The organism is Mycobacterium sp. (assembly GCF_036273375.1).
Classification (GTDB): Bacteria; Actinomycetota; Actinomycetes; order Mycobacteriales; family Mycobacteriaceae; genus Mycobacterium.
Genome location: NZ_DASUHS010000045.1, coordinates 14,244 through 39,782, shown reverse-complemented (window position 1 = coordinate 39,782; position 25,539 = coordinate 14,244). Strand labels below are relative to the sequence as shown.

25 protein-coding genes are annotated in these 25,539 nt (G+C 64.6%); 12 read left to right on the top strand and 13 right to left on the bottom strand.

All coding sequences use genetic code 11. From position 1 onward, the window contains the following. From VFW69_RS04625 to pcaC, 6 genes are all read right to left on the bottom strand, one after another. Window positions 1-489, bottom strand: a 489-nt coding sequence (locus VFW69_RS04625; protein ID WP_526498633.1) for an alpha/beta fold hydrolase, incomplete at its 3' end; no start/stop codon positions are given. A 15-nt stretch (window positions 490-504) separates the two neighbouring features. Continuing rightward, window positions 505-897 (bottom strand): Rieske (2Fe-2S) protein, encoded by a 393-nt coding sequence (locus tag VFW69_RS04620; RefSeq protein WP_526498631.1) that lies wholly within the window; start codon window positions 895-897, stop codon window positions 505-507. 1 nt (window position 898) lies between these two features. Further along, window positions 899-2,044, bottom strand: coding sequence for an amidohydrolase family protein (locus VFW69_RS04615; protein ID WP_526498629.1), 1,146 nt, complete (start codon window positions 2,042-2,044; stop codon window positions 899-901). A gap of 29 nt (window positions 2,045-2,073) precedes the next feature. Beyond that, window positions 2,074-3,165 (bottom strand): amidohydrolase family protein, encoded by a 1,092-nt coding sequence (locus VFW69_RS04610; protein WP_526498627.1) that lies wholly within the window; start codon window positions 3,163-3,165, stop codon window positions 2,074-2,076. Window positions 3,166-3,415: 250 nt separating this feature from the next. Beyond that, window positions 3,416-4,309, bottom strand: a complete 894-nt coding sequence (locus VFW69_RS04605) for an NAD(P)-dependent oxidoreductase (protein WP_526498625.1) — start codon at window positions 4,307-4,309, stop codon at window positions 3,416-3,418. Window positions 4,310-4,318: 9 nt separating this feature from the next. Then, window positions 4,319-4,699 carry a 4-carboxymuconolactone decarboxylase gene (gene pcaC, locus VFW69_RS04600; RefSeq protein ID WP_526498623.1) on the bottom strand — a complete coding sequence of 127 codons (381 nt, stop codon included), beginning with the start codon at window positions 4,697-4,699 and terminating at the stop codon, window positions 4,319-4,321. A 296-nt stretch (window positions 4,700-4,995) separates the two neighbouring features. Between pcaC and VFW69_RS04595 the strand changes: the two genes are divergently transcribed. The 3 genes from VFW69_RS04595 (at window position 4,996) to VFW69_RS04585 (ending at window position 7,893) form a co-directional block, all read left to right on the top strand. Further along, window positions 4,996-5,613: a nitroreductase family protein gene (locus VFW69_RS04595; protein WP_526498637.1), complete on the top strand. Its 618-nt coding sequence runs from the start codon at window positions 4,996-4,998 to the stop codon at window positions 5,611-5,613. 122 nt (window positions 5,614-5,735) lie between these two features. Further along, a complete protein-coding gene (locus VFW69_RS04590; protein ID WP_526498621.1) occupies window positions 5,736-6,734 on the top strand; it encodes an acyl-CoA dehydrogenase family protein in 999 nt (332 codons plus the stop codon). Next, window positions 6,718-7,893: an acyl-CoA dehydrogenase family protein gene (locus tag VFW69_RS04585; RefSeq protein WP_526498619.1), complete on the top strand. Its 1,176-nt coding sequence runs from the start codon at window positions 6,718-6,720 to the stop codon at window positions 7,891-7,893. Before VFW69_RS04590 ends, VFW69_RS04585 begins: the two co-directional genes overlap by 17 nt. Window positions 7,894-7,898: 5 nt before the next feature. On the opposite strand, the gene VFW69_RS04580 is transcribed toward VFW69_RS04585, so the two are convergent. From VFW69_RS04580 to VFW69_RS04550, 7 genes are all read right to left on the bottom strand, one after another. Continuing rightward, window positions 7,899-9,293, bottom strand: a complete 1,395-nt coding sequence (locus VFW69_RS04580) for an alpha/beta hydrolase (protein ID WP_526498617.1) — start codon at window positions 9,291-9,293, stop codon at window positions 7,899-7,901. 231 nt (window positions 9,294-9,524) lie between these two features. Continuing rightward, window positions 9,525-10,097 carry a hypothetical protein gene (locus VFW69_RS04575; protein ID WP_526498615.1) on the bottom strand — a complete coding sequence of 191 codons (573 nt, stop codon included), beginning with the start codon at window positions 10,095-10,097 and terminating at the stop codon, window positions 9,525-9,527. Continuing rightward, complete coding sequence (locus VFW69_RS04570; RefSeq protein ID WP_526498613.1) at window positions 10,094-10,981, bottom strand: Rv1363c family protein; 888 nt, start codon at window positions 10,979-10,981, stop codon at window positions 10,094-10,096. The genes VFW69_RS04575 and VFW69_RS04570 overlap by 4 nt, the downstream gene beginning before the upstream one ends. Window positions 10,982-11,036: 55 nt before the next feature. Beyond that, a complete protein-coding gene (locus tag VFW69_RS04565; protein ID WP_526498611.1) occupies window positions 11,037-11,450 on the bottom strand; it encodes a hypothetical protein in 414 nt (137 codons plus the stop codon). A 106-nt stretch (window positions 11,451-11,556) separates the two neighbouring features. Then, the gene (locus tag VFW69_RS04560; protein WP_526498609.1) at window positions 11,557-12,921 is read right to left on the bottom strand and encodes a cytochrome P450; all 1,365 of its coding nucleotides are present in this window, start codon (window positions 12,919-12,921) and stop codon (window positions 11,557-11,559) included. Between the two features lie 47 nt (window positions 12,922-12,968). After that, entirely contained in the window at window positions 12,969-13,169 is a 201-nt protein-coding gene (locus tag VFW69_RS04555) for a ferredoxin (protein WP_526498607.1), read from the bottom strand. Window positions 13,170-13,226: 57 nt separating this feature from the next. After that, window positions 13,227-13,928, bottom strand: a complete 702-nt coding sequence (locus tag VFW69_RS04550) for an SDR family NAD(P)-dependent oxidoreductase (RefSeq protein WP_526498605.1) — start codon at window positions 13,926-13,928, stop codon at window positions 13,227-13,229. A gap of 367 nt (window positions 13,929-14,295) precedes the next feature. On the opposite strand from VFW69_RS04550, the gene VFW69_RS04545 reads away from it, so the two are divergent. The 9 genes from VFW69_RS04545 to VFW69_RS04505 all read left to right on the top strand — a co-directional run bounded on the left by VFW69_RS04545 (window position 14,296) and on the right by VFW69_RS04505 (window position 25,510). Next, complete coding sequence (locus VFW69_RS04545) at window positions 14,296-15,501, top strand: CaiB/BaiF CoA transferase family protein (protein WP_526498603.1); 1,206 nt, start codon at window positions 14,296-14,298, stop codon at window positions 15,499-15,501. A 384-nt stretch (window positions 15,502-15,885) separates the two neighbouring features. After that, complete coding sequence (locus VFW69_RS04540) at window positions 15,886-16,704, top strand: MlaE family ABC transporter permease (protein WP_526498602.1); 819 nt, start codon at window positions 15,886-15,888, stop codon at window positions 16,702-16,704. A gap of 7 nt (window positions 16,705-16,711) precedes the next feature. Continuing rightward, window positions 16,712-17,557, top strand: a complete 846-nt coding sequence (locus tag VFW69_RS04535; protein WP_526498600.1) for an MlaE family ABC transporter permease — start codon at window positions 16,712-16,714, stop codon at window positions 17,555-17,557. A 19-nt stretch (window positions 17,558-17,576) separates the two neighbouring features. Next, window positions 17,577-18,839 carry an MCE family protein gene (locus VFW69_RS04530; RefSeq protein WP_526498598.1) on the top strand — a complete coding sequence of 421 codons (1,263 nt, stop codon included), beginning with the start codon at window positions 17,577-17,579 and terminating at the stop codon, window positions 18,837-18,839. Beyond that, the gene (locus VFW69_RS04525; RefSeq protein WP_526498596.1) at window positions 18,836-19,858 is read left to right on the top strand and encodes an MCE family protein; all 1,023 of its coding nucleotides are present in this window, start codon (window positions 18,836-18,838) and stop codon (window positions 19,856-19,858) included. Before VFW69_RS04530 ends, VFW69_RS04525 begins: the two co-directional genes overlap by 4 nt. Beyond that, complete coding sequence (locus VFW69_RS04520) at window positions 19,858-20,976, top strand: MCE family protein (RefSeq protein WP_526498594.1); 1,119 nt, start codon at window positions 19,858-19,860, stop codon at window positions 20,974-20,976. The genes VFW69_RS04525 and VFW69_RS04520 overlap by 1 nt, the downstream gene beginning before the upstream one ends. Further along, a complete protein-coding gene (locus VFW69_RS04515) occupies window positions 20,973-22,391 on the top strand; it encodes an MCE family protein (protein WP_526498592.1) in 1,419 nt (472 codons plus the stop codon). Before VFW69_RS04520 ends, VFW69_RS04515 begins: the two co-directional genes overlap by 4 nt. After that, window positions 22,388-23,740, top strand: coding sequence for an MCE family protein (locus VFW69_RS04510; protein ID WP_526498590.1), 1,353 nt, complete (start codon window positions 22,388-22,390; stop codon window positions 23,738-23,740). The genes VFW69_RS04515 and VFW69_RS04510 overlap by 4 nt, the downstream gene beginning before the upstream one ends. Next, window positions 23,741-25,510 (top strand): MCE family protein, encoded by a 1,770-nt coding sequence (locus VFW69_RS04505; RefSeq protein WP_526498588.1) that lies wholly within the window; start codon window positions 23,741-23,743, stop codon window positions 25,508-25,510. Window positions 25,511-25,539 lie beyond the last annotated feature (29 nt).

The following is a 25,539-nucleotide window of genomic DNA, read 5'->3' as shown; positions in this document are numbered from 1 at the left end:
GATGCGCTCGCGCCATTCCTGTACTTTCGCTACGCCGTCCATGCCGGTGCCCCGCACCGCAAGGATGCTCGGGATGATGTAGAAGGAACCGAGCACGAAGCTGCCGTAGATGCCGCCTACGATGTTCCACACCACGAGCTTCTCGACGAGTTCGGGGTAGAGCATCGTGGTCAGCATGGAATCCCTTGCCCCGCCGGAGCCGCCGGCGAGGATGCACCGCTCGACGCCGAGCTGACCCAGCAGGGAGTGCAGGGTCTCGGCGCGCATGTGCGACTCGCTTTGCCCGTAGAACTGCACGTCGGAGGCACCGCAATTGGGCCGGTCCCACAGCAGCACCCGATAGCCACCCGCGGCCAGGGCGTCGGCCAGCGGACGCAGACCGGGGATCTCCTTGCTGAACCGGCCGCCCGGCGTCAGGGCAATGAGATCACCTGAGTCACCGAGGATTTCGTAGACAACGTTTCCGCCGTTCACCTCGATAGAAGACACGCGATTCTCCTGTAGTTAGGCCATCACCAGAACGTCGTTGTCGACGACGCGCACCGGATAGGTGCGGATGCTCCACTCCGGCTTGACCGCGGTGGTACCGGTCGCCAGCTCGAAACCCCATTGATGCCAGGGGCAGTAGATGTATTCGAGATCGCGCACCATGACGGCATCGCCGGGAGCGGTCTCGTCGACGATGGTGCGGCCCCGGGCGCGCCCCGAACAGAGCGGACCGCCCTGGTGCGGACAGTAGTTCGCGATGGCGTAGAAGGTGCCGTTGACGTTGTAAACGCCGACGCCGTGCCGCCCGATCGGCACCAGCTTGTGCGTTCCCGGTGGAATCTCGTCCACCGTCGCGACAACGTGCTCGCGGCCCTGAGCTAGGCGGGGCCGCTTGGTGGTTTCTTCCAACTCAGAGCACCCGGACTTGGCCCTCGAGGACGGGAACCGTCTCCGGAAGGTGATAGGTCGCGATGCCGTTCTTATACATCACCGCGTCGCGGGCGGCCTTGGGCAGGTGCTTGACCAACCAGCGCGGGTCATCGAACGTCCAGTGCGGGTAGTCCGAGGAGTACAGCAGGATCTTGTCGCACTCCATCCACTCCAGCGCGCGCGTCAACTCGGTCTTGTCCTCCGGGTAGTCCAGCGGCTGGGTGGTGAACTTGATGTGGTCCTTGACGTACTCGGACGGCTTGCGCTTGATGTCGAGCCACGACTTGCGCGCGTCGTAGATGGCGTCCATGCGCCACATCAGCGGAAGGATCCAGCTGAATGCGTGCTCGACGAACACGATCCGCAGCGTCGGGAATCGGTCGAATACACCGTCGAAGATCAGGCTCATCACCTGGTTGGCCGCCAGTAGGGAGTAGGTCACCATGAAGTCGTGGTTGTAACTGGGGAATCCCACCGGCGGGATCGGCAGCTCATCGAACTGGCTGCGTGACAGGTGGCAGCTCACGGTGATGTCGTGCTTGGCGGCGGCCGCCCAGATCGGGTCGTACTTCGGGTGGCCCCAGGACGGGCGCGGCTCCGCCTTGATCAGAATCTGCGCCATAAAGGGGTGCCCGGCCCAGCGCTCGATCTCGCGCACCGACTCTTCCGGCTCCTCGATGGCGATGCAGATCGAACCGCGCCAGCGCTCGTGCCAGTTGTTGTGGCTGTCCAGCCAGTGATTGGCCTGCCAGTCGTTCAACGCGGCCGACATCGCATGCTGTGCTTCAGTAAGGCGCGCCGGGTAGGCCGCCGGTTCCAGGATCGCGATATCGGAGCCGGCCTCCATGATCAGCTGACGGAACGCCAAATCCGGGTCGCTGCAGGGAAACTCGCCGTTTGCGGGGAAGGAGTCCACGCGCATCGCGTAGGAGTGCGCGTAGTCCGGCGCGTCGTAGTAGATCTGCTCGCCAACGGAGCGAGTGAGGAAGTACTTGCTGCGCCACGGCTCGGGGATGTACGGAAGCAGCTCTCCCCGCTTGGGGGCCGGGTGGACATCCGAGTCGACACAGCGGACGGCTATACGCTCGGTAGCGGGAACCCGCTCCTGCGAATGGGTCAACGTCATCTGGCTCTCCTCAGTCTTTCGCGATGTTTCTACTGTGCGCCCACCCCGGCGGGGATGTCTATGCCGTAGAGCTGCGCCGCATTGCGCCAGCACAGCTTCTCCCGCTGCTCGGCGGACAACGCGCTGGGCAACTTCGTGACATCGCCGCACTGCCAGTGTGGGTAGCTCGAGCCGAACATCACCATGTCGTCTTTGCCGGTGAAGCCGAACCATTCGCCGGCGAATTCGACATCGCCGGGGCCATCGAGACTGCCCTGAACGAAATACACGTGACCGGCCAGGTATTCGCTGGGAATCCGCGGGGCCCATGGTGTCTGCTCGAGGTGCGGCCGGCCGAACGTATCCATCCGCCAGATGAACGGCGTGATGAAGTCGGCGGCGCCATCGCCCCATACGAATTTGAGGCCGTCGAACCGCTCGAACACTCCCTCGGCGATCATATTCATCTGGTGATACAGGTAGTTCAGCGCCATGAAGCTGACGTACTGCTCGTAGGTACGGGTGTTCCCGTTCGGCGTCGGCGGAAACGCGATGCCCGACCCGACTTCGATGTGCGCGGCGACGGGAAGCCCGGCGTCGACGGCGGCCTCCCAGATGGGCCAGAACTGCGGTTTTCCGTAGAGGTCGCGGGATTGCAGCGGTACCCCGATCTGGACCACCCGCGGATGCGCACGCCATCTCTCGATCTCGCGTAGTGCGCCGGGGATGTCGTCGGGGTTGACCCGGATGGTGCCGCGGAACCGCTCACCGAACTGGCTGGACTCCAGCCAGTTCGACACCATCATCTCGTTGTGCGCGGCGTGCAGTGCGCTGCCCAGATGCCGGTCCGGCATGATGCCCCGCGCCATCGGATGCAGGACGGCCACATCGACGCCGCGCTTCGAAAACAGTTCATTGGCAACGAAATCCGGATCCGAACCCGGGTACTGGCGGTCGGGGCCCTCGGTGTTGGGCGCGTACTCACCGCCGGGCGCGCCGTACCAGTCCATCTCGTAGTCGGGGAAGCCGCGGCTCTTGAACGGCTCGCGCAGTGTCTTCCGCAGCGCTTTGTTGGACGGGAAGAAGATGTGCACGCTCGCATCGATCAACGGTGTGCTGGTTCCGTCAGCGTGTGTGATCACGAGGGCCACCCTTCGGCTCCGGCGGCCAGAGCCGGCCGTGCGAGGTCATATGATAGCCAATCTAACATTTTATTCAGCAGTCCATCAATGGGTTTCCGGTAAGCATTTCGTTTAATCATTATCGCTGGTAGCGGGCGTTTTGCGGTCCTTGGGGTAAGTCTGGTTCTACTTTCCGGATAATACCATTCTCCGATTTGGGGACAGCTTGGATTCCGGATGGTTCGTCACCACGACCGCCGGCCCCGATGGGCTAATCCGAAGTCCCACCTACCGTGACGCCGGCCGCCCGCTCGAACGGTCTGATCACCGTCGTGAAATCGGACTCTGGCCCTTCATCGCGCGCGAGTGCCTCCCACAACCGGCCGACAGTCTCGGCAACTTCGGCGGGCACGCCAAGCGCCCGGGCTTCATCGAGGTAAAGGCGCACATCTTTGAGCATCAGCCCCGTTGCAAAGCCGTAGTCGAAGGTGCGCGGCAGGATCGCGCGGGGGAACTTGTCGCGGCTCGCACTCGTTGCACCCGATCCGGCATTGAGCACCTCGATCATCACGCCCGGGTCGAGGCCCGCTTTGACGCCCATCACGACGACTTCCGCGGTCGCGGTCAAGACGTTCGCCGCCAGAATGTTGTTCGCCAGCTTCATCGTCTGCGCCGAGCCGGGCTTGTCCCCGACATACACCGGCCGGCCCAGAGTTTCGAGCGCGGTTCGCACCGCGTCGAATTCGCCGCGCGGCCCGGAGACCATGAGCGCCAGCGTCCCTTTCTCGGCCCCGCCGACACCGCCGCTGACGGGGCTGTCCATCGCCACGATGTCGCGCTGGGCCAGCAGGCCATGGATCCGCACCGCCATTTGGCTACCGACAGTGGACAAGTCGACATAGCGCCGCACCCGCGCGCCCTCGATCACGCCCGCGGGGCCGGTTGCCACCTCGAGCGACGCGCCCGGGGTGGGCAGGCTGGCCATCACCGTTTCGGCCCGATCGGCGACCTCCTTGGGTGACGACGCCGGGCGTGCCCCCAGGGTGACGACGCGCTCGAGGGTCTCGCTGCGCGTGTCGAATGCGACGACGTCGTGCCTTGCCTGAATCAAGCGGCATGCCATGGGGAAGCCCATGTTTCCCAGCCCGATGAACCCGACCTCCACCACGCGCCCCTAGTCCCGATCCAGTTCGGCGAACGCCTCATTCGCGATCCGGAAGCTGTCGACGGCGGCCGGCACACCGGCGTAGATGGCCACCTGCAGGAAGACCTCGCGGATCTCCTCGCGTGTGACACCGTTGGTCAGTGCCGCCTTGACGTGCATGCGCAATTCGTTGGGCCGGTTCAGCACCGAGATCATCGCCAAGTTGAGCATGCTGCGGGTCTTGCGTGGCAATTGCTCACGGCCCCACACGGCGCCCCAGCAGTACTCGGTGACGAGGTCTTGCAGGGGCCCGGTGAAGTCATCCGCGTTGGCCAGCGCGCGATTGACGTATTCTTCGCCCAGCACCTCGGAGCGGATTTGGAGCCCCCGCTGATAGGTTTCGCGATCCAATGTTTCCTCCTTCAGTTCGGGCCAGCGGCCCTCGTCGGTGTCGTGTGTGAGCTGCCGAAGTTCCGATTGCCTGAGCGCAGTCTTGCACCGTGGCCATCCCGCGGGGTCTACAGTCGAAATTCAAACGGACCCGCCCGCTCGTGTCCTCGCTCCCGGTGGGAAACTGCCGGCACTTGGCTGCAGGCCAAGTCCCTTGCAGCGGTTAGTGATACAGGTGCGTTGCGGCACAGGCCCTGCGAGACCCAGACGTTTAAGGAGAAGCAGTGACCGGAGCAAGCGCGGATATTTGGGAAGTGATGTCGACGGCCCGAACGATCCGGCGCTTCACCGACGAGCCGGTCGACGACGCGACCCTGACCCGGTGCCTCGAGGCGGCCAGGTGGGCTCCTTCGGGCGCCAACGCGCAAGGCTGGCGTTTCGTGGTGCTGCGGTCGCCCGAGCAGCGGGCCGTGGTGGCCAAGGCTGCGGCCCACGCGCTGGAGGTGATCGAGCCGGTCTACGGCATGAGCCGGCCCTTCGCCGACGACAACAGCCGCCGCGCCCGCACCTATCGTGCGACGTACGAATTGCACGACCGCGCCGGTGAATTCACCTCGGTCTTGTTCGCCCAGGCGCACTACCCGACGGCGTCGGAACTGCTGCTCGGCGGTTCGATCTTTCCCGCCATGCAGAATTTTCTGCTGGCCGCCCGTGCCCAGGGTCTCGGCGCCTGCCTGACCAGCTGGGCCTCGTATGGAGGTGAACAGCTGCTGCGCGATGCCGTCGGTATCCCCGAGGGCTGGATGGTCGCCGGCCACATCGTGATCGGGTGGCCGAAGGGCAATCATGGGCCGCTGCGCCGCCGCCCGCTTGCCGAGTTCGTGAACCTCGACCGCTGGGACAACGCCGCCGACGGCCTGGTGACCGGCGGCTAGGCCGCGGGGAGAATTCCGCTCGTCACCGGCCGTGTGGTGACCCCATGCCCGAATTCAGAGATTACTACTTCCGCAACCGAGAATGTTATTCTCGCCTGACAGTCACGAGAGAGGCGGCGCGGATGCTGTTGGAGTTCGATGCTGATCAGCGACTGTGGCAGGACACCGTGCGCGACGCCGTCGCGAAGCAGTGCCCGTCGTCGCTGGTGCGCAGCGTGGCCGAAGAGGGCGTCGACCCGAGCCCGTTGTGGAAATCGTATGTAGACCAGGGCTGGACCGAGCTCAGCGATGCGGACAGCGCCGTCGAGCTGGCCATCGTGCTCGAAGAGCTCGGCCGCGCCACCGACCCCACCCCGTTCCTGGCAACGATGAGCCAGTTCGCACCTCTTGCCGCGGACCGGTTCGACCCACACCAGTCGGGCACCGCGGTCTACGGCGGCATCGCGGCGCACCGCGACGCCGAGGGCTGGGTGCTGGACGGCACGGCGCGCCATGTGCTCGACGGTGATCGCGCGGATCGGCTGGCGGTGGTGACCGACGCCGGGGTGTTGCTCGTCGAGTCCAGTCAGGTGTCGGCCCGGCGCTCGGCGGTGTTCGACCCGGTGCTGCACGTCGCCGACCTGTCCTTTGCGGAGGTTCGGGTGCCCGACAGCGAGCGGCTGACGGTCGACGCCGAACGCGCCCATCATCTTGCGCTGACCGGCATGGCGATCACCATGGTCGGCGCCTGCCAACGCATTCTCGACTTGGTGCTCGAGCACGTTAGTAGCCGACAGCAGTTCGGCGTGCCGATCGGCTCGTTCCAGGCCGTCCAGCATAAGGCCGCCGACATGCACGTCGCCGTGCAACGGGCGCGGGCCCTGGCGTATTTCGCCGCGTTAACGATCGCGGCCGACGATCCCCGCCGCCGGCTGGCGGCCGCGATGGCCAAGGCATCGGCAGGGGAGTGCCAGTCCCTGGTGTTCCGGCACGGCCTGCAACTGCACGGCGCAATGGGATTCACGTGGGAGAACGACCTGCAGTTCGCGCTGAAACGAGCCAAAGCAGGTGAGCTGATGCTAGGCGGCGCGGCGGAGCACCGGGCGCGGATCGCGGAGGAATACCGTGCAGCTGACTTTTGATTCCGACGTCGAAGAATTCCGCGCGGCGTTCTCGGCGTTCCTCGACGAAAATCTGCCTCCCGCAAGCAAAACGCTCGAGCGTCCCCGGTCGGTCTCACACATGCCGCAGTGGGCACGCGACTGGCAGCGCCTGTTATTCGACAACGGCTGGCTACTGCCCAGCCAGCCGCCGGAATTCGGCGGTCGCAACGCGTCGGTCATTCAACAGTTCGTCTACCTCGAGGAACTCAGCCGCCGCCGGATCTACCACAGCTTCAACCCGCAGGGCGTGAACATCGTTGGGGCGTCGCTGTTGTCGTTTGGCAGCGACGAGCAGAAGCGGCGCTGGGCGATACCGATCCTGCGGGCCGAGATCACCGCGTCGCTCGGGATGAGCGAACCCAGCGCGGGCTCCGACCTGGCATCGCTACGTACTCGGGCGGTGCTCGATGGCGATCACTTCGTGGTCAATGGCCAGAAGGTGTGGACCTCGGGTGCCCACGATGCCGACGTCTTGTTGACGTTCGTCCGCACCAACCCAGATGTGCCGAAGCACAAGGGAATCAGCGCGCTCGTCATCCCCACCGATACCCAGGGTCTGGTGCGCCGTCCGTTCCCGTCGATATGTGGTGCCGACGATCTGGATTTCAACGAGGTGTTCTTCACCGACGTGCGGGTGCCGGCCGAAAACCTGGTCGGCGAGCTCGACCAGGGTTGGCGGGTGGCCAACGGATCGCTGGGGCATGAACGCACCATGATGTGGCTGGGTTTCGCCGATCGCCTGGAGAACATGATCGACGACTTCCATCCCGGCACCGGAGTCGAACGCGATCAGTACGCCAGCACGATCATGGACAAGCAGGCGCTGCGCTTGTTGGGCTCCGCGGCCCTGGCCCGCGCCGCACGCGGCGAAGATGACGTGGCCGCGATCTCGGTGCTCAAGCTGCTCGGTTCCGAAGCGGAGTTGCGTGGCATGGAGCTGGCATTGACGTCCGCGGGATCCGACGGGCTTGTGCACCCCGGACTGACGGGGCCGTACGCGCACATGAACCTCGACCACTACTTCGCCAGCTGGTTCGAGCGCTACGCCCGCAGCTTCTCCGGGACCATCGCCGGGGGCACCTCCGAAATCCAGCGCAACATCATCGCCCAGCGGGTGCTCGGCTTGCCGCGCGGCTAGCACGGTCAGAGCACTTGCTGAGAGATATTGCCGGGCAACGCAATCCGGTTCATGCCCGGGATGTGCAGCTGGCCGGCCAGCCACGGCAACGCGGTGGCAAACACCGTGCCGGCAGTCGGCCAGTCGTGCTTTCCAGGCTGGGCGACGACCGCGCAGTCGATGGCGTTCGCCCGGCCGAGCTGGCACAAGGAGGCGGCGGCTGCAGCCTGGTTACCGGGGTCGGAATCCGCCCCGTGGCTGGCGACAGCCAGCGTGGCGCTGTCGACAGCCGTGACATCGCGACGCGGTGTCGGCGAACCACCCGAGGTGATTGCGAACCAACCGGACACTCCGGTGTAGCGGCCGTGGCGCTTGATCACCGTGGTCGGGTCGAATTTCGCCCACGCGTCGGCATCGCCGTTGAAAAGAGTGGCGATGGTCTGTTCCTTGGTTCCGGTGTTGGGTGTCAGATCGCCCTCGATGTCGACGAACGAGCTGAACATGTCGGGGTGCATGACGGCCAGATCCACCGCGGTCGTCCCGCCCATTGACCAGCCGACGACGCCCCAGTGGGACGGATCGGGGCTGACTCCGAAGTTGGAAACCATGAAGGGGACAACATCTTTGGTCAGGTGGTCGGCGGCATTGCCTCGGACACCGTTGACGCCTTCGGTGTCGTTGTCGAGTGACCCGCTCGGGTCCACGAACACCAGGACCGGTGCGTTGCCGCCGTGCGCAGCTGCGAAGGCATCGACGGTGTCCACCGCGCCGCCGGCGCGCACCCAGTCGGCCGGCGTGTTGACCATGCCGCCGATCATCATCACCGTCGGCAACTGCGGGGGCGGGGAGCTCGCAAACCAGGCCGGCGGCAGGTACACGAGTTCCTCGCGGTGCTTGAAGTGCGACGCGTCGTCGGGCGCCTGCACCGACACCAGGCTGCCGTGCGGCGGCTTCTCACCCTTCGCCGCCAACGCGACCACGGTGGCCTTGTCGGTCTGGCCAGGCAGCCGAGCGGAGGTGAACTGGTCCCAGGCGCTCTGCACGGTTTGGAAGTAACCGATCCATTGGTTGAGCACGACCAACGAGCAGAGCAGGCACAGCGGCACGGCCAGAATCGATAGTCCACGTCGCCACCACCGCGCACCGCGCCAGCCCAGGATCAGCACAGCCATTGCCACACCGACCAACGCGATCCACACATACAGTGCCTGCGGTGCCGATTTGGAGGCGCCGTCGGCGATGAATGAGTGCGCTGCGACAGCCGCCATGACTCCGACGAGGGCGGCGACCGGCAGCGACAGCAGGCGCCAACGTCGCGAGCGCCACCCGGCGGCGAGCCCGAGCGTGATCGGCGTGACGATCTGAGCCGTGATCGGCACCCAACCGTGGATCAGAGATATGTGGTTGCCCAGTAGCGACATGGCGATTCCTCCTCTCAGCTCTACGAGAAAAGAATCGAATGGCGGCCTCGGCGAATTCTTGGTGGATTCTTGGGGCGAGTGTCGGGGGTTGCAGATGGCCCTGTCATTGGCCGTGCAGCCGCGGCGGTCGCCGCTCGGCGTGTCGTCGCCGTCAGCGCACGGCCAAAGCCATGGATGCACACTCGGCGGCAGACGACCGAGAGGTGGGCCGGTCCGGGTCCTGAAACGGCTCTAGACCGGGTCGAATTTGGTGATCAGCCAGGCGCCGTTGACCCGGGTCAAGCTCACCAGCACGCTGCTGGAAGCCATCGCGGGATCGGGATTGTCCTTGCTCGTGGTGCTCTGGTCGACGAGCACCAGCACGACGGCCGAATCCGGATGCAATTCCTGAACCGCGGCACCCAACACCCGAGCGTTGGTTTTCAGTGACTTCTGTTTGGCTGCCGGAGCCACAATCTGTTCGGTGAACTGGTTGTAGTACGACAGGAAATCGCCGGACAGGTGAGATTTGGCGGCGGCGAAGTCTTTGTCGAGGGAGTCGGGCGAGTACGACAGCAACGCGACCGTGCCATCGGACGCCGCGTTGGCGACCGCGCTCGCGACGCCGGCGTCGGTTTGTTTGTCCGGCCGGTACTGCGTGAAGTACAGCCACGTCGCCGCGCCACCCGAAAGCACCAGCAGCACAATCAAAATCACGGGAACGATTTTCACCTTGCGCCGCGCAGGCGGGGTGCCACTTTCATTGCCGTCGGTTTGTTCGGCAGGGCCGTCGACTGTCTCGATGCAGGGCTTTTCCTCGCTCATGGAATGAACTCCACGTTGGACATCTTGTATTGCCCGCCGTCGTCTTTGACGGTCACCTTGAGGCGCCAATTGCGTGGTTCGTCTTTGGCGCCCGCGGCGTTGGTGATGTGCGATGTCGCCGCGACGAGGACCAACGCGAAATCTCCGTTGATGGTTTGCACGGCCGCCGCGTTCACGGTTCCTTGAGTGACCACTTTGGACTGCTCCACGACGGTCGTGAAATCTTTCGCACGCGCCTGGAAGTCGTCGTGGAACGGGCCGGTCGAGCTGTCAATCACCCGCTGAACGTCTTCCTTGGCCTTATTGAAGTCCATGGAAGTCAGGTTGATGACACCTTGTCTGGCTCCCGCGATGAAGTTCGCGGCGCGCTGCTTGCGCTCGGTGGTTTCATGACGCTGCCAGACCATGTATCCACTGGCCGCGACGAAGGCGCAGATGAGGACGATGACGGCCGCCTTCCACGCCACGGACCACGAGGGCAGCCGCAGGCGGCGTCGAGAGCGGGCCGGCTTCGATGATCCTGCGTCTCCGGTGGCTTCTTCGTCGGGTTCCGCTTCGGCGGCCTCGCTTGCATCGACGGTGTCGGTGACTTCCTCGTCGGTTGCGTCGTCGGGCTTCGCCTCGGCCGTGTCAGCTGCGTCCTCGTCGGCCTCTGAAGGTTCTTCCTCAACGTCCGGGGCTTCCTCCGCGGTCTCGGCCGCGGCCGTCTCAGCCTCGGCAGCGGCGAGCGCTTCACGCCGGAGCCGGGCGGCACGGGCGCGGGCACGCGCCGCGGCGGCCAGCGCCTCGGCTTCGGCGGCTTCAGCCTCGGCTTCCTCGAGCAACGCCTTAGCGTCGGCTTTCGAGGTGGCCGAATCGTGTGGCGGTTTCTTCGCCTCAACCATGGTGCTGACTCCCCGTCGCCCTCATGAGCGACCGACTCCGATACGGCTCACGCGGCTAGAATCGCACGAGCGAGAACGGGTAACTGGTAGTGCCCCCCGGGCCGCCTCCGCAGCCGGTGTCGAACGTCGAATCGACCTGACCCGTCAGCGTCGTCGCATCCCAGGAATACACGTCGTGGGAGGGAAAGAACTGGACCACGCAGCGCACACCGTCGGGCACATCGACGGACAGGGTGTAGCGGCCGTTGACCAGGTGAGCTTCTCCCCTGTAGACCGTCGCTTGCCCGTTGGGCTGCGGAGTCGCATATACGCTCACGCATCCCGGCGCTACTGGAGTGCACGGGCTGATCGACCAAATCCAGAAGTGGCCGGGATCCCGGTTCGTGTCCACGTGGTAGTTGACATACAGCATGTCCGCGTGGGCGGTCGGGGACAGAGTCAGCGCGGCCGCGGCAAGCGCAAGGCTCATTGCGAAAGTCTTCACCTGAGCGTCTCCCCTCTGGCGCCTACGCGCTTGCCTCAGATATTAGGACGCGGTCGTGCCGAACAGGCCTACTCGCGAAAATACGAGCTGCTCAGTCGATCACCGCGGCTTCCTTGCGTTCGGTAATCGGCCTGGCGAGTTCTTGCTCGTCGCAGATCCGCTGCAGCTTTTCCAGCGTTTCGTCCAGGCCTGCTCCGACCTTACGCCCGGGTGTGAAGGTGGCCGGCAGCTTACGCATGCCCTGGATGACACCGATGGTCTCGTAGTGGACGGTGCCCTCCGGATCGCACTGATAGTCGGGCATCCGGTCCAGTACCGCGGTCAGCATGGATTTGAACACAGTGCGGGCCACATTCGACCCGATACACCGGTGGACACCCAGCCCGAAGCTGAAGTGCCGGTTGCCTTTACGGTCGAGGATGATCTCGTCCGGGTCGTGGAACACGGATGGGTCGCGGTTGGCCATCGCCCACGAAATCCACAGCCGCTCACCCTCTTTGAACTGCGTGTCGTCGAGCTCGGTGTCGTCGGCGAACGTCCTGCCATCCCCGGGCGCGGGGGTGAAGAAGCGCAGGAACTCTTCGGTCGCGGGGTCAAGCAGGGTTTTGCGCTCATCGCTGAGCAGCTGTCGTTGATCCGGGTGCTCCGAAAGCCATTCCAGTGAGTGCGCGGTCAGGGCGGTCGTGGTGTCGAAGCCACCGCCGATGACCAGGCCCAGGTTCCCCAGAATTTCCAGCTCCGGGGCCGGCTCGCCGTCGATCCGCATCTCGAGCAGGCCGTTCACGATTCCGGGCCGCGGCTTTGCGCGGATCTCGATCATGTTGTTGACCATGTCGAGCCCCATCTCGCGGTGCATCGCGGTGACGCGCTCGATATCGGGGGAGTGCTCGGGCGTGTACACCGCGGCGTGCACCGGCTCGCTGTACATGTTCCACTTCTTCAGCGGGATACCCAGCATCGCCAGCGTGAAGACGGCAGGCACGATATTGGCCAGGTCGTCGACGAAGTCGATGCGGCCAGTCTCGATCTTCTCGTCGAGGCAGGCGCGCGTCACGTCGTCGATGAACGGTTCCCAGCGCTTGATCGCCGCCGGTGACAGATACGGGTTGAGCACCGTTCGGTAGGTGCGGTGTTCCGGGTCGTCCATTTCCAAGATCCCGCCGCGCACCGCGCTGACTCGGCTGGCGGTGGGGATCGAAATGCCTTTGTAGCCCCGGCGTTCGCCGTGGATGTCGTGATCGTTGGAGACGGCGGGGCAGCGGGCCAGCTCGAAGACCTCGTGGCTACCGGCCGCAACCCAGTGCCCGCCATAGGTTTCCGTCCAGGCCATGGGGCACTTTGCGTGCATCTCTTCGGTGATCGTCTTGAACTGCGACCGGTACTCGGAGGAATGCCGGTCGAAGTGGTACCGGTTCTTCTTGCGGTCGCTGTCATTGACGACGTCGTCGACACTCAACGCTGTAGTCTCCCTACGTGTTCGCTGGCTAAGGACCCCGTGCGGGCTCAGGCGTCGTCGGTGATCATGATGGCCTGCTCCGGGCAGGACAGGGCGGCTTCACGCACCTGGTCCTCGCGATCGGCGGGCACCACCTCGTCGACTGCCGACGAACTACCGTCGATGTCGCTGAGCTGAAATGATTCCGGAGCGATCATCGCGCACAGGGTATGGCCCTGGCACCGTTCTGAATCCACCGAGACCTTCACGGGCTTTCTCCTCCCACCTGATGCTGGTTGCCGGGCACGCTGACAAATCGCCACCGCTCAGGTGTTTCGACCGCCGTTGACGCCCAAGATCTGACCGGTGATGTAGCCGGCTTCCTCGGACACCAAAAACGCACATGCCGCCGCAATGTCCTCGGGCGTGCCCATCCGGCGTACCGGGGTCCGCGCGATCGTCTCGTCGATGTCGCCGAGGAATCCGTTCTTCTCGGCCGCGCGCAGCATCGGGGTGTCGATGAAACCCGGCGGCACCGCGTTGACCGTGATGCCCTTGGGCCCGTACTCGAGTGCGAGCGACTTCGTCAGGCCGTTGACCGCCGACTTGGCCGCCACGTAGTGACTCATGTACGGCGCGCCGGAATGCGTGCTCGACGACGAGATGTTGACGATGCGTCCCCACCCCGCCTCGACCATGTCGGGCAGCACCGCCTGGACGGTATGGAAGACGCCGTTGAGGTTGACGTCGATCACCCGGTGCCAGTCCTCGAAGCTGATGTTGTTGAACTTCTTGAACCCGTCGAGTCCGGCGGCGTTGACCAGAACCGTCACCGGTCCGAGCTGGGCGCGGATGGCCGACAGCGCCGCATCCAGTTGCGACCGGTCGGTGACGTCGGCGGTGAAATCGAAGTCGGCTTCCGATGGGCGCAGGTCGATAGAGGCGACATTCAAACCGTCGGCGCGCAGGCGTTGCGCGACGGCGAGACCGATGCCAGATCCGCCACCGGTGACTACCGCGGTCTTCATGTGGAGGCCTCTACTCCGAAGGGGGCCATTTCAGTCACAAAGAATCTCCCTTACAATTATGAGAACCTTACTCTCAGCGCGGAGCGGCGTGCAACACACGCGCAACAGCACGTCCTGCCTGCATGGAGAGGTCCAGGCCGACAGCGCACGACCGTTTTCGGCCCTGGTCAGCACCCCGGTCCCATTCCTGAGAATTTCTTGAATTATCGAAACTCGAATGTAAGATTCGCCGGGGAAGAGAATGAAATTATCGTGATCGCCACCACATCAGGGGGTACGGAATGCCTGCCCAGGACCCGGCAGAGCCCGCTACTGGGACCGCAGCGGCCATCGCATTAGCAGCCGTCTCAGCGAGAGGAGGCGGCGCATGAGGCCGCTCGAAGGCATCCGCGTCCTCGAAGTAGCCATGTACGGGTTCGTTCCGTCGGCGGGCGCGGTGCTTGCCGAATGGGGCGCCGACGTGGTCAAGGTCGAGCACGCGGTCACCGGTGATCCGCAGCGCGGGCTCCGGCAGACCGGGATGCTGCGCGTCGAAGGTGATCCCAACCCCAACATCGAGCACGCCAACCGCGGCAAGCGCAGCATCGGACTGGACATGTCGGTGCGCGAGGGCAAAGAGGTGCTTTACGAACTGGCCCGTCGCGCCGATGTCTTCCTGACCAGTTTCCTGCCCGACCACCGGCAGAAGTTCGGCATCGACGTCGATGACATCCGGGCGGTCAACCCGAACATCGTCTACGCTCGCGGGAGCGCGCTCGGGCCACGCGGTGAAGAAGCGACTAAGGGTGGGTACGACATGACCGCCTTCTGGTGCCGGGCAGGCACCGCAGCCACCATTACTCCGGCAGGGATGCCGGGCATGATCGCGCCGCCCGGACCGGCGTACGGAGACACCATCTCGGGGACCAACCTCGCCGGTGGCATCGCTGCCGCGCTGCTCAAGCGTGAGCGCACCGGCGAGCCGTCCGTGGTCGACGTGTCCCTGTTGGGCAGCGGGCTGTGGTCGATGGGACACACCGTCGCGCTGACAAAGCATCTGGGGAAGCGATTGGAAGCGCCGCCGCCCGGCGTGCACGGCGCGCCCAACAACCCTTTGGTGGGGCTGTACACGACATCCGACGGCCGCTACATCTCCTTCGTGATGATGCAGCCCACCAAGTTCTGGGCCGACGTATGCCGCCATGTCGACCTGCCGGAGTTGGCCGACGATCCGCGCTTCGACACGGTGGAGAACATTGCCACCAACACGGCCGAAGCGGTGGAACTGCTGACCAAGGCCATCGCCACCCGCACGCTGGCGGAGTGGAGCGAGCGCTTCGCCACGCTCTCGGGCCCGTGGGCTCCCGTGCAGGACACCCTGCAAGCAGCCGACGACGCGCAGATCCGCTCGAACGAGTACCTGGTGAAGGCTGGTGAACTCGAGCTGGTGGCCAACCCGGTACAGTTCGACGTCGCAGCGCCACAGACCGGGCCTGCCCCCGGATTCGCTGAGCAGACCGACGAGATCCTGACGGATCTCGGCCTCGACTGGGACCGCATCATCGAACTCAAGACGGCCGGCGCCGTCACCTAAGACCGGAGCAGCCCTGAAATGGTTGAGCAGACTGTCGCTTGCGTTGGGACGCAGTTGCCTTGCGTCCCTGCACCGACTGCGAAGAGCGCGATAACGGTTATGCATTTTTCGCTCCGCCCGGACGCGGCATGAGTCATAATCGCCGGACGCTTCAAGACGTGGAGTCCCTCGTTTTGCGGCGGCATCTCACGCAACAGAACGGAGGTCTGGCGTGAGCGAGCTCGCGGCTGTCACATCGGCGATCGATGCCGGAACATGGTTGCCAGCTGAGCATTTCGCACTCGTCAGTGCGCCTTCACGGCCGTCAATTGGATTGAATCTACCGCAGCCGTTGCGTCAGAACAAGACTGCCGGTCTCGTAACGCGGAGAGGGGTCTGACGCCGATGGCAACTAAGGGCGCCGACCACTGGTCAGCGGGATTTCCGCAGCTGAAGCTGAAGTGGGACTTCTCGGGGCCCATGCAGGCCGTCGGTGCCTTGTGCGCAATGTCGGCCGACGCGGTCAAGTTCACGTTCCGCCGGCCGTTCCAGTGGCGGGAGTTCTTGGAGCAGTCCTGGTTTGTCGCGCGGGTGTCGCTGGCTCCCACACTGTTGGTAGCGATCCCGTTTACCGTCCTGGTCAGCTTCACGCTCAATATCCTTCTGCGCGAACTGGGCGCGGCGGATCTATCCGGCGCGGGTGCCGCGTTCGGTGCGGTCACCCAGCTCGGCCCGCTTGTCACGGTTTTGATCGTGGCAGGCGCGGGTGCTACGGCGATGTGTGCGGACCTGGGGGCGCGAACGATTCGTGAAGAGATCGACGCGATGGAAGTGCTGGGCATTAACCCGGTGCAACGGTTGGTAACCCCGCGCATGCTGGCTTCGGGATTGGTGGCCTTTTTGCTCAACAGCCTCGTCGTCATCATCGGGGTCCTTGGCGGCTACGTTTTTTCGGTGTTTGTGCAAGACGTCAATCCGGGTGCGTTCGCTGCGGGTATCACCTTGCTCACCGGCGTGCCTGAGGTGATTATTTCGTGCGTCAAGGCAGCGCTTTTCGGCCTCATCGCCGGTTTGGTCGCCTGCTATCGGGGCCTGTCGATCACCGGCGGTGGCGCCAAGGCTGTTGGCAACGCGGTAAACGAGACCGTGGTTTATGCCTTCATGTCCCTGTTCGTCGTCAACGTGGTGGTCACCGCGGTCGGCATCAAGATGACGGCGAAGTAGGGCCGCAATGGCGCTGAGGGCCGCATATCCGCGATTAACCCGCCAACTCGAGAGGCCGGTCGCCCTGATGGGCCGGATCGGCGATCACACCCTGTTCTACGGTAAGGCGCTCGCCGGGGTGCCCTTCGCGGCTACTCACTACACGCGCGAAGTCGTTCGACTGATCGCCGAGATCAGCATGGGCGCTGGCACTTTGGCGATGATTGGCGGAACCGTAGTGATCGTCGGCTTCCTGACGCTGGCGGCGGGCGGCACACTGGCCATCCAGGGTTACACCTCGCTGGGCAATATCGGCATCGAGGCGCTGACGGGCTTTCTGGCGGCGTTCATCAACGTGCGTATCGCGGCACCCGTGGTCGCCGGGATCGGTCTGGCGGCCACCTTTGGCGCCGGGGTGACCGCTCAACTGGGTGCCATGCGGATCAACGAAGAAGTCGATGCGTTGGAGAGCATGGCCATTCGGCCGGTGGCCTATTTGGTGAGCACCCGGATCATGGCGGGAATGATGGCGATCACGCCGTTGTACAGCATCGCCGTGATCCTGTCGTTCGTGGCCAGTCAGTTCACCACGACGTTCTTGCTCGGACAGTCGCAGGGTTTGTACCAGCACTATTTCAACACGTTCCTGAACCCGATCGACTTGTTGTGGTCGTTCCTGCAGGCCATCCTGATGGCGCTCACCATCCTGTTGATCCACACCTACTACGGTTATTTCGCTTCGGGGGGACCGGCCGGTGTCGGCAACGCGACCGGTAACGCGGTGCGCACCTCGCTCATCGTCGTGGTGTCGGTGACGCTGTTGGTCTCGCTCTCTATTTACGGTACGAACGGCAACTTCAACCTGTCCGGTTAGCAGAGGAGGTGGAACGGCAATGACGCAGAATGTGCCCGCGGGCCGCGGTGCGGTTGCCGGCCGACCTGCGCGCGCCGGCCATGGCCGGGCGCCGGTCGAACGGAATTACCTGCCACCGCTACTAGGACTGATCACCGTCGTCATCATTTGCCTGATTTTCGCCGTGGCGGTGGGTCTGTTTCAGGGCTCCTTCGCCGAAACCGTGCCGGTGACCGTGATCTCGGAACGAGCCGGCCTGGTGATGAACCCGGACGCCAAGGTCAAGCTGCGCGGCGTGCAGGTGGGCAAGGTCGCCTCGATCGACTCGCTGCCCAACGGCCAAGCGGCCATCCATTTGGCGATGGACCCGTCGCAGATGCACTTCATTCCCGGCAACGTCCTCGTCAACATCGCGTCATCGACGGTCTTCGGCGCGAAGTCCGTCGAGTTGGTACCGCCCGACCAACCCTCGGCCCAGCGGCTACGCGCCGGTCAGACGCTGCAGGGCCAGCACGTCATGGTCGAAATCAACACGGTGTTCCAGCAATTGGTGTCAGTGCTGAGCCACATCGACCCGCCGAAACTCAACGAGTCGCTGGGTGCGCTGGCACAGGCGTTCAGCGGACGGGGCCCACAGCTCGGCCAGGCGCTGAGCGACCTGGATTCGTTCCTGGCCAAGTTGGAGCCGAGCCTTCCCGCATTCCGTCATGACCTCACGGTCTTGCCTGAGGTGTCAAACGCCTATGCCGACGCGGCTCCGGACCTGGTGAAGACCGCCGCGAACGCGACCCGGATCAGCAAGACGCTTGTCGATGAGCAGCACAACCTGGATGCGTTGCTGATCAGCGCGATCGGCTTGGCCGACATCGGCAACGAGGTCTTGTCGACGAACCGCGGACCCCTGACGAACGTGTTGCATCTGCTGGTGCCGACCACCGACCTGACCAATGAATACAACCCGGCGCTCACCTGCGGTTTCGGCGGTCTCGTACAGCTATCGCACGGGGCGCCGTTGTCGGAACCGTCAATCAACATCTCGGCGAGCATCACGTGGGGCGTCGAACGTTATCGGTATCCGACGAACCTGCCCAAGGTCGCGGCGACGGGCGGTCCGCAGTGCGTGGGTCTGCCGAAGCTGCCGTTCAATTCGAGCCCACCGCAATTGATTACCGATAGCGGCGCCAACCCGGTGAACTACGGAAACCCGCAGCTGTTGCTCAACTTCGATGGTCTCAAACAGCTGCTGTACGGGCCGATCGCCGGGCCGCCGCGCAACCCCGCTCAGATCGGACAACCCGGATGAGAACGCGCGCCACGCTCATCAAGTTCGCGGTCTTTGCGGTCGTGATGGCGATACTCACCGCCTTCCTGTTCTTCATCTTCGGCCAATACAGGACGGGTTCGACGACCAAGTACTCGGCGGTGTTCACCGACGTGTCGCGCCTCAAGCCGGGCCAGTCGGTGCGCGTTGCCGGGATACGGGTGGGCACGGTCAGTAGCGTGTCGCTGCAACCGGACAAAAAGGTTGTGGTGAAATTCGACGCCGACCGCAACGTCGTCCTCACCGAGGGCACCCGGGCGGCGGTCCGCTACCTCAACCTGGTGGGCGATCGCTACCTCGAACTCGTCGATGGTCCGGGCTCGACCAAGCATCTGCCAGCCGGCGGTCAGATTCCGGTCAACCGCACCGCGCCTGCGCTCGATCTTGATCTGCTGCTCGGCGGACTCAAACCCGTTACCCAGGGCCTGAATGCGCGTGACGTCAACACGCTCACCTCAGGACTGTTGCAGGTCTTCCAGGGTCAGGGCGGGACGCTCGACTCGCTGTTCGCCAAGACGACGTCGTTTTCAAACGCCTTGGCCGACAACGATCAAACCGTGCAGCAACTGATCGACAACCTCAACACCGTGATCGGCACGGTTTCCAAGGACGGCAAACAGTTCTCCGGCGCGATCGATCGTCTCGAACAGCTTGTCAGCGGACTGTCCAATGACCGCGACACGATCGGGTCCGCCATCGACGCCCTGGACAAGGGAACCGCCTCGCTGGCGGATCTGCTGGCCGAGGCGCGCCCGCCGCTGTCCGGCACCATCGCGCAGCTGAATCGGCTGGCGCCGATACTCGACGGCGACAGGGACCGCCTCGACGCCGCAATCGGCAAGGCGCCACAGAACTACCGCAAGCTGGTCCGACTCGGGGTGAACGGCGCCACCATCCCGTACTACCTCTGCCAGATGGGGCTCCGCGGCACGGATCTTTCGGGTAAGACCGTGCGCGCCGAGATCTTCAGGTCAGATGCAGGAAGGTGCACGGAACCCTAATGCTCAAGTATCGCGGAGCTGGGCTCGTCAAGCCCGGACTCATCGGCGTCGTCCTGGTGGTGATGGTCATCCTGGTGGGTCTGTCGCCCGACCGGTTCATCGCGTGGGCGACGATGGTCCGCTACCAGGCGCTGTTCACCGAAGCCGGCGGCCTCGCGACGGGCAACCCCGTGATCGTGTCGGGGATGAAGGTCGGCACGGTGTCGGATGTGAAGCTGCGCCATGGCGATGCGCTGGTGACGTTCGCGATGAAGGGCAACATCCTGCTCGGCTCGGAGACGTCCGCGCACATCCGCACCGGCACGCTGCTGGGCGAGCGGATGCTGACGGTGGAGTCCGCCGGTAGCGGCTCGATGCATCCGATGACTCTGATTCCCGTCTCGCGCACGTCCTCGCCGTATTCGTTGACCGAAGCGGTCAGCGACCTGACGTCGGACACGGCCGGCACCAACACCACAGCGCTGAATCAGTCGTTAGACACGCTGGCGGCCACACTCGACCAGATCGCACCCCAGATGGGGCCGGCCTTCGACGCGCTCACCCGGTTATCGCGAACCCTGAACAGTCGTAACAAGAACCTGGGCGAGTTGTTCAAGAGTGCCGGCGATGTCACCGGGATACTCTCCGAACGCAGCATGCAGGTCAACAAGCTCATCCTCAACTCCGATTCGCTGCTGCAAGTGCTGGTCGCACGCCGGCAAGAGATCGTCGACCTGCTAGCCAACACGTCGGTGGTGGCCAAGCAGCTGACGGCGTTGGTGCACGACAACGAAAGCACATTGGCTCCTACGCTGGAGCGGTTGAATCGGGTTCTTGGTGTGCTGGAGAAGAACCGCGACAACATCGGCAAAGCGCTGCCGGGCCTCGCCAAATTCCAGATCACGGTCGGTGAGGCCATCTCCGGCATGTACGCCTACCAGGCGTTCGCCCCAAACTTCCTTATCCCGCAACTCTTCCAGGAGTTAATCGACTACCTGTGGGGATTCCGGACCTTCGACACTTTGAAGGGCCCCGGCTTCCCGTCGCCGGTACCTCGCGCTCTGACCCCCTGGCCGTACAACTCCATTCCGCAGTGCCCTGGCTGCACGTTGGGCGGACGGATCGGAGGATCACAATGATCTCCCGGATGCCGCGCAGGCGGCTGACGGCCGTGGCGGCGGTGGTGCTCGTCGGGCTCATCGTTGCCGGCGTCGCCGTGGTCATCCGTAACACGTTCTTCGGCCCACGGACGATTACCGCCTATTTCACCACCGCCACCGCGATCTATCCCCATGACGAGGTGCGGGTCTCGGGTGTCAAGGTCGGCAGCATCAAATCCATTCAGCCGCAGGGCACTCAGGCCAAGATGCTCCTCAAGGTCGACCACGACGTGCCCATTCCGGCGGACGCGAAGGCGGTTATCGTCGCCCCGAATCTGGTCTCCGCCCGCTACATCCAGCTCTCACCGGCCTACCGCGATAGTGGGCCGGTCATGCACGACGGGGCGGTCATACCGGTCGAACGCACCGCAGTGCCGGTCGAGTGGGACGAGGTCAAAACTCAGTTGATGCGGCTGGCAACGGATTTGGGACCCAAGAGTGGGGTATCAGGCACATCCGTGGGTCGGTTCATCGACAGCGCCGCCAACGCCCTCGACGGCAACGGCGACAAGCTGCGCCAAACGCTCGGTCAATTGTCGGGCGTGGGCCGGATTCTCGCCAGCGGCAGCGGAAACATCGTCGACATCATCAAAAACCTGCAGACCTTCGTCGCCGCGCTGCGCGACAGCAACGTCCAACTCGTGCAATTCAACAACCGCCTGGCCACGCTCACCAGCGTGGTCAATGACAGCAAATCCGACCTGGACGCGGCGCTGACCGATCTGTCGACGGCGGTCGGTGAGGTGCAGCGATTCATCGCTGGGACCCGCAACCAGACCAGCGAGCAGATCGCCCGGTTGGCCGATGTCACCCAGAACCTGGTCGATCACCACATGGCCCTGGAAAACATTCTGCACGCGGCGCCGAACGCGTTCGGCAACTTCTTCAACGACTACAACGCCGACACCGGAACCATCGTGGGCGGATTCGGGCTCATGAACATGGCGAATCCCACGTGGGGAGGCCAGGTTCTGCTGTCCACACCGGGCTGCACGCAAATCGGCGCCATCGAGAACATCACTGCCGTCGAATCGGGCAAGCTGTGCTCTTTGTTCCTCGGTCCTGGATTGCGGCAAACCAGCTACAACAACTCGCCGATTCCGCTCAACCCGTTCATACAGAAGTCGGTTGACCCGGGCAGGGTGCTCTACACCGAACCGCGCCTGGCGCCCGGCGGCGAGGGCCCGAAACCCGGCGCACCCGAGATCCCGCCCGCGGTGTCGGCCTACACCGGCCTGCCGGGTGATCCGGTGGGACCGCCGGGGGCGGTGCCGCCGGAGCGGATACCTGGCGCGGCGATGCCGCTGCCGCCGCCACCGTCGACGCCGATGCCGCCACCACCGGCGCCGTCCGTGTCGGGCATGCTGCTGCCAGACGGAGGGCCACAACAATGACCGCCCGGGTGGTCGCCCGGCGGGTGTTCACCGTCGGCTGTTGCGTGGTGTTGACGGCGACGGGATGCGCATTCCACGGCCTGAATTCACTACCCCTGCCCGGTGCGGTCGGACGCGGACCGGGGGCCAACATCTACCACGTCGAACTCCCGAATGTCGGTACGATGGAGTCGAATTCGCCGGTGCTGATCGACGACGTCGTCGTCGGCAGTGTCGGTACGATGAGGGTGCAAGGCTGGCACGCCGACGTCGAAATCTCGGTCAAGCGCGACGTGGTGGTCCCGGCCAACGTGGTAGCCACCGTCGGCCAGACAAGCCTGCTGGGCTCGATGCATGTCGAGCTCAATACTCCGCTCGGACAATCAGGAAGCGGACGGCTGCAGCCGGGCGCCACCATCCCGCTGAGCCGGTCATCGGCCTACCCATCGACAGAGCAAACGCTCTCGTCGCTAGGCGCGGTCGTCAACGGCGGAGGACTGGGACAGATCGGGGAGGTCATCCACAACTTCTCGGCCGCCCTGTCCGGGCACGAGGGTGCGGTGCGTGATCTGATCACCCGCCTGGACACGTTCGTCGGGACATTGGACGACCAGCGGGACAACATCGTCGCGTCCATCCAGGCGCTGAATCGGCTGTCGGCCACCTTCGCCGACCAACGCGATGTTGTCACCGACGCCTTGCGCAAGATACCGCCGGCGCTCGAGGTGTTGATCAAGGAGCGGCCGCGTTTGACGGCCGCCCTGGATCATCTTCGGGTGTTCAGCAATACCGCCACCCGGCTGGTCAACGATTCCCAGGCCGACCTGGTCAAGAACCTCAATAATCTGGAGCCGACCATCAAAGCGCTCGCCGACGTCGGACCGGAGTTCGGCGCGGCCATCTCGGCGGCGTTCGTGTTCCCCTTCACCCAGAACTTCGTCGACCGAGCGGTCCGAGGCGATTTCTTCAACCTGCATTTCGATTTCGACCTGACGATTCCACGGCTCAAGAAGGGCTTGTTCTTAGGGACCCACTTCGGGCAGCTGGACATGCCCGTGCCGCCGGTGCCCGGGGACCCGTATCGCATGAATTACACACTCGATCCATTGCACAACCCGCTGAGGCCACCATGGATCGATCCCAACGCGTTGCCGCTGCCGCCACCACCGCCGGGTGCGGTACCGGGACCGGGATCGGGGAATTACGGACCGCTGCCCGGACCTTCGCCCGCCGCGGCTCCGCTGCCCGGGCCTCCGCCGAACGCGGCCCAGCTGCCGGGTCCGCCGCCGGGTGCGGCCCCGCTGCCCGACGCGGGTCTTGGCCAAACGGCGCCGCCCGCAGAGGCGCCGCCGACGGGAGCGGGTGGATAGATGCTGACGCGCTTCGTTCGTATCCAGCTGGCGGTTTTCGCGATCGCCGGAACCATTGGCGTGATTGCGATGGTCCTTTTCTACATCCAAGCGCCGACCCTGCTGGGCATCGGTCGGATGACGGTGACGCTGGAGCTGCCGGCCACCGGCGGCCTGTACCGCTTTTCCAACGTGACATACCGTGGGGTGCAGCTCGGCAAGGTCACCTCGGTGGGATTGACGCCGACCGGCGCGAAAGCGACGCTGTCGCTGAGCACTTCACCCAAGGTGCCCGCGGACCTGAAAGCGGAGGTGCTCAGTGTCTCCGCGGTGGGTGAGCAGTACGTGGATCTGCGCCCCAAAACCAATTCGCCGCCCTACCTGCACGACGGCTCGGTCATCTCCGTGCGCGACGCCACAATTCCGCAGCCGGTTGCCCCAATGCTCGAGCAGTTGAATGCCTTGGTCCAAAGCATCCCGAAGACCAAACTTAGCCAATTGCTCGACGAGGCCTTCCAGGGCTTCAATGGTTCCGGTTACGACTTGGGGTCACTGATCGATTCCTCGAAGACTTTGTCCCGCGACGCCAACGGCGTCGTCGATCGCACCCGAGCCCTCACCGAAGACACCGGGCCGCTGCTGGATACCCAGGCGAGCACCACCGATTCGATCAGGAAGTGGGCACACAGCTTCGCCGGCATCTCGGATACGCTGGTGGACAACGATTCCCACTTCCGCACCATCTTGGAGAAAGGTCCTGACGCCGCGAACGAAGCGTCACGGCTTCTCGAGCAAATCAAACCGACGCTGCCGGTGTTGCTTGCCAACCTGACCACCATCGGGCAGATCGGCGTCACCTACCACCCTTCGCTCGAGCAGCTGCTGGTGTTGCTACCGTCGGGGGTTGCTGTGGAGCAGGCCGCTGCGGGTGAGAACCATCCCGACGGTCGGGCTTACGGCGACTTCGCGGCCACGGTCGACGATCCGCCTATTTGCACGGTCGGCTTCATGCCGCCCAACACCTGGCGATCCCCGGATGACCTCACGGACATCGACACACCGGACGGGTTGTATTGCAAACTCCCGCAGGATTCACCGATCGGGGTTCGCGGTGCCCGCAACTATCCCTGCATGGGTCACCCGGGTAAGCGCGCGCCGACCGTCGAAATCTGCAACAGCGACAAGCCGTACATGCCGCTGGCGATGCGCCAGCACACCCTCGGTCCCTATCCGCTGGATCCAAATCTGTTGGCCCAGGGTGTCCCGCCCGACGACCGAATCACCACCAATGACAGGATTTTCGGCCCGGTGCAGGGAACGCCGCTGCCGCCGGGGGCGGTGCCGCGCGGATCCCCTGCTGGGCCGCGGGGAGAAAATCCACCGCCGGGCACGGCTGGGGCCGCTGTACCCCCCGTCCCATCGTCGGGACCAGCGCTGGCGCCGATGTCGAGAATGTCGGCGGACCTTCCGCCCATCGCGCCACTTGACGTCCCTACGGCGGGAGAACTTCCCCCGCCGCCCGCCGCGCCGGCCCCGCCTCTAGTCCCGCCCACTCCTCCCGATCCCGCACCGGCCGACCCCGCACCAGCCGACACGGCTGGCGGTGGAGGACCCCAGGCTGCGCCAAGCTCGTTCGGAGCCAACGCATCTAAGCCCGCGCCGTCGGTCGTGGTGGCGAAGTACGATCCGCGCACCGGTCGTTATGTCGGTCCGGACGGGAAGTTGTACCAGCAGTCGGATCTCGTTGCTCCGAAGGCGCCCAGGACGTGGAAGGACATGCTTCCCACCTGATTCGCCCCGACATGAAACGGCCCGAGGGG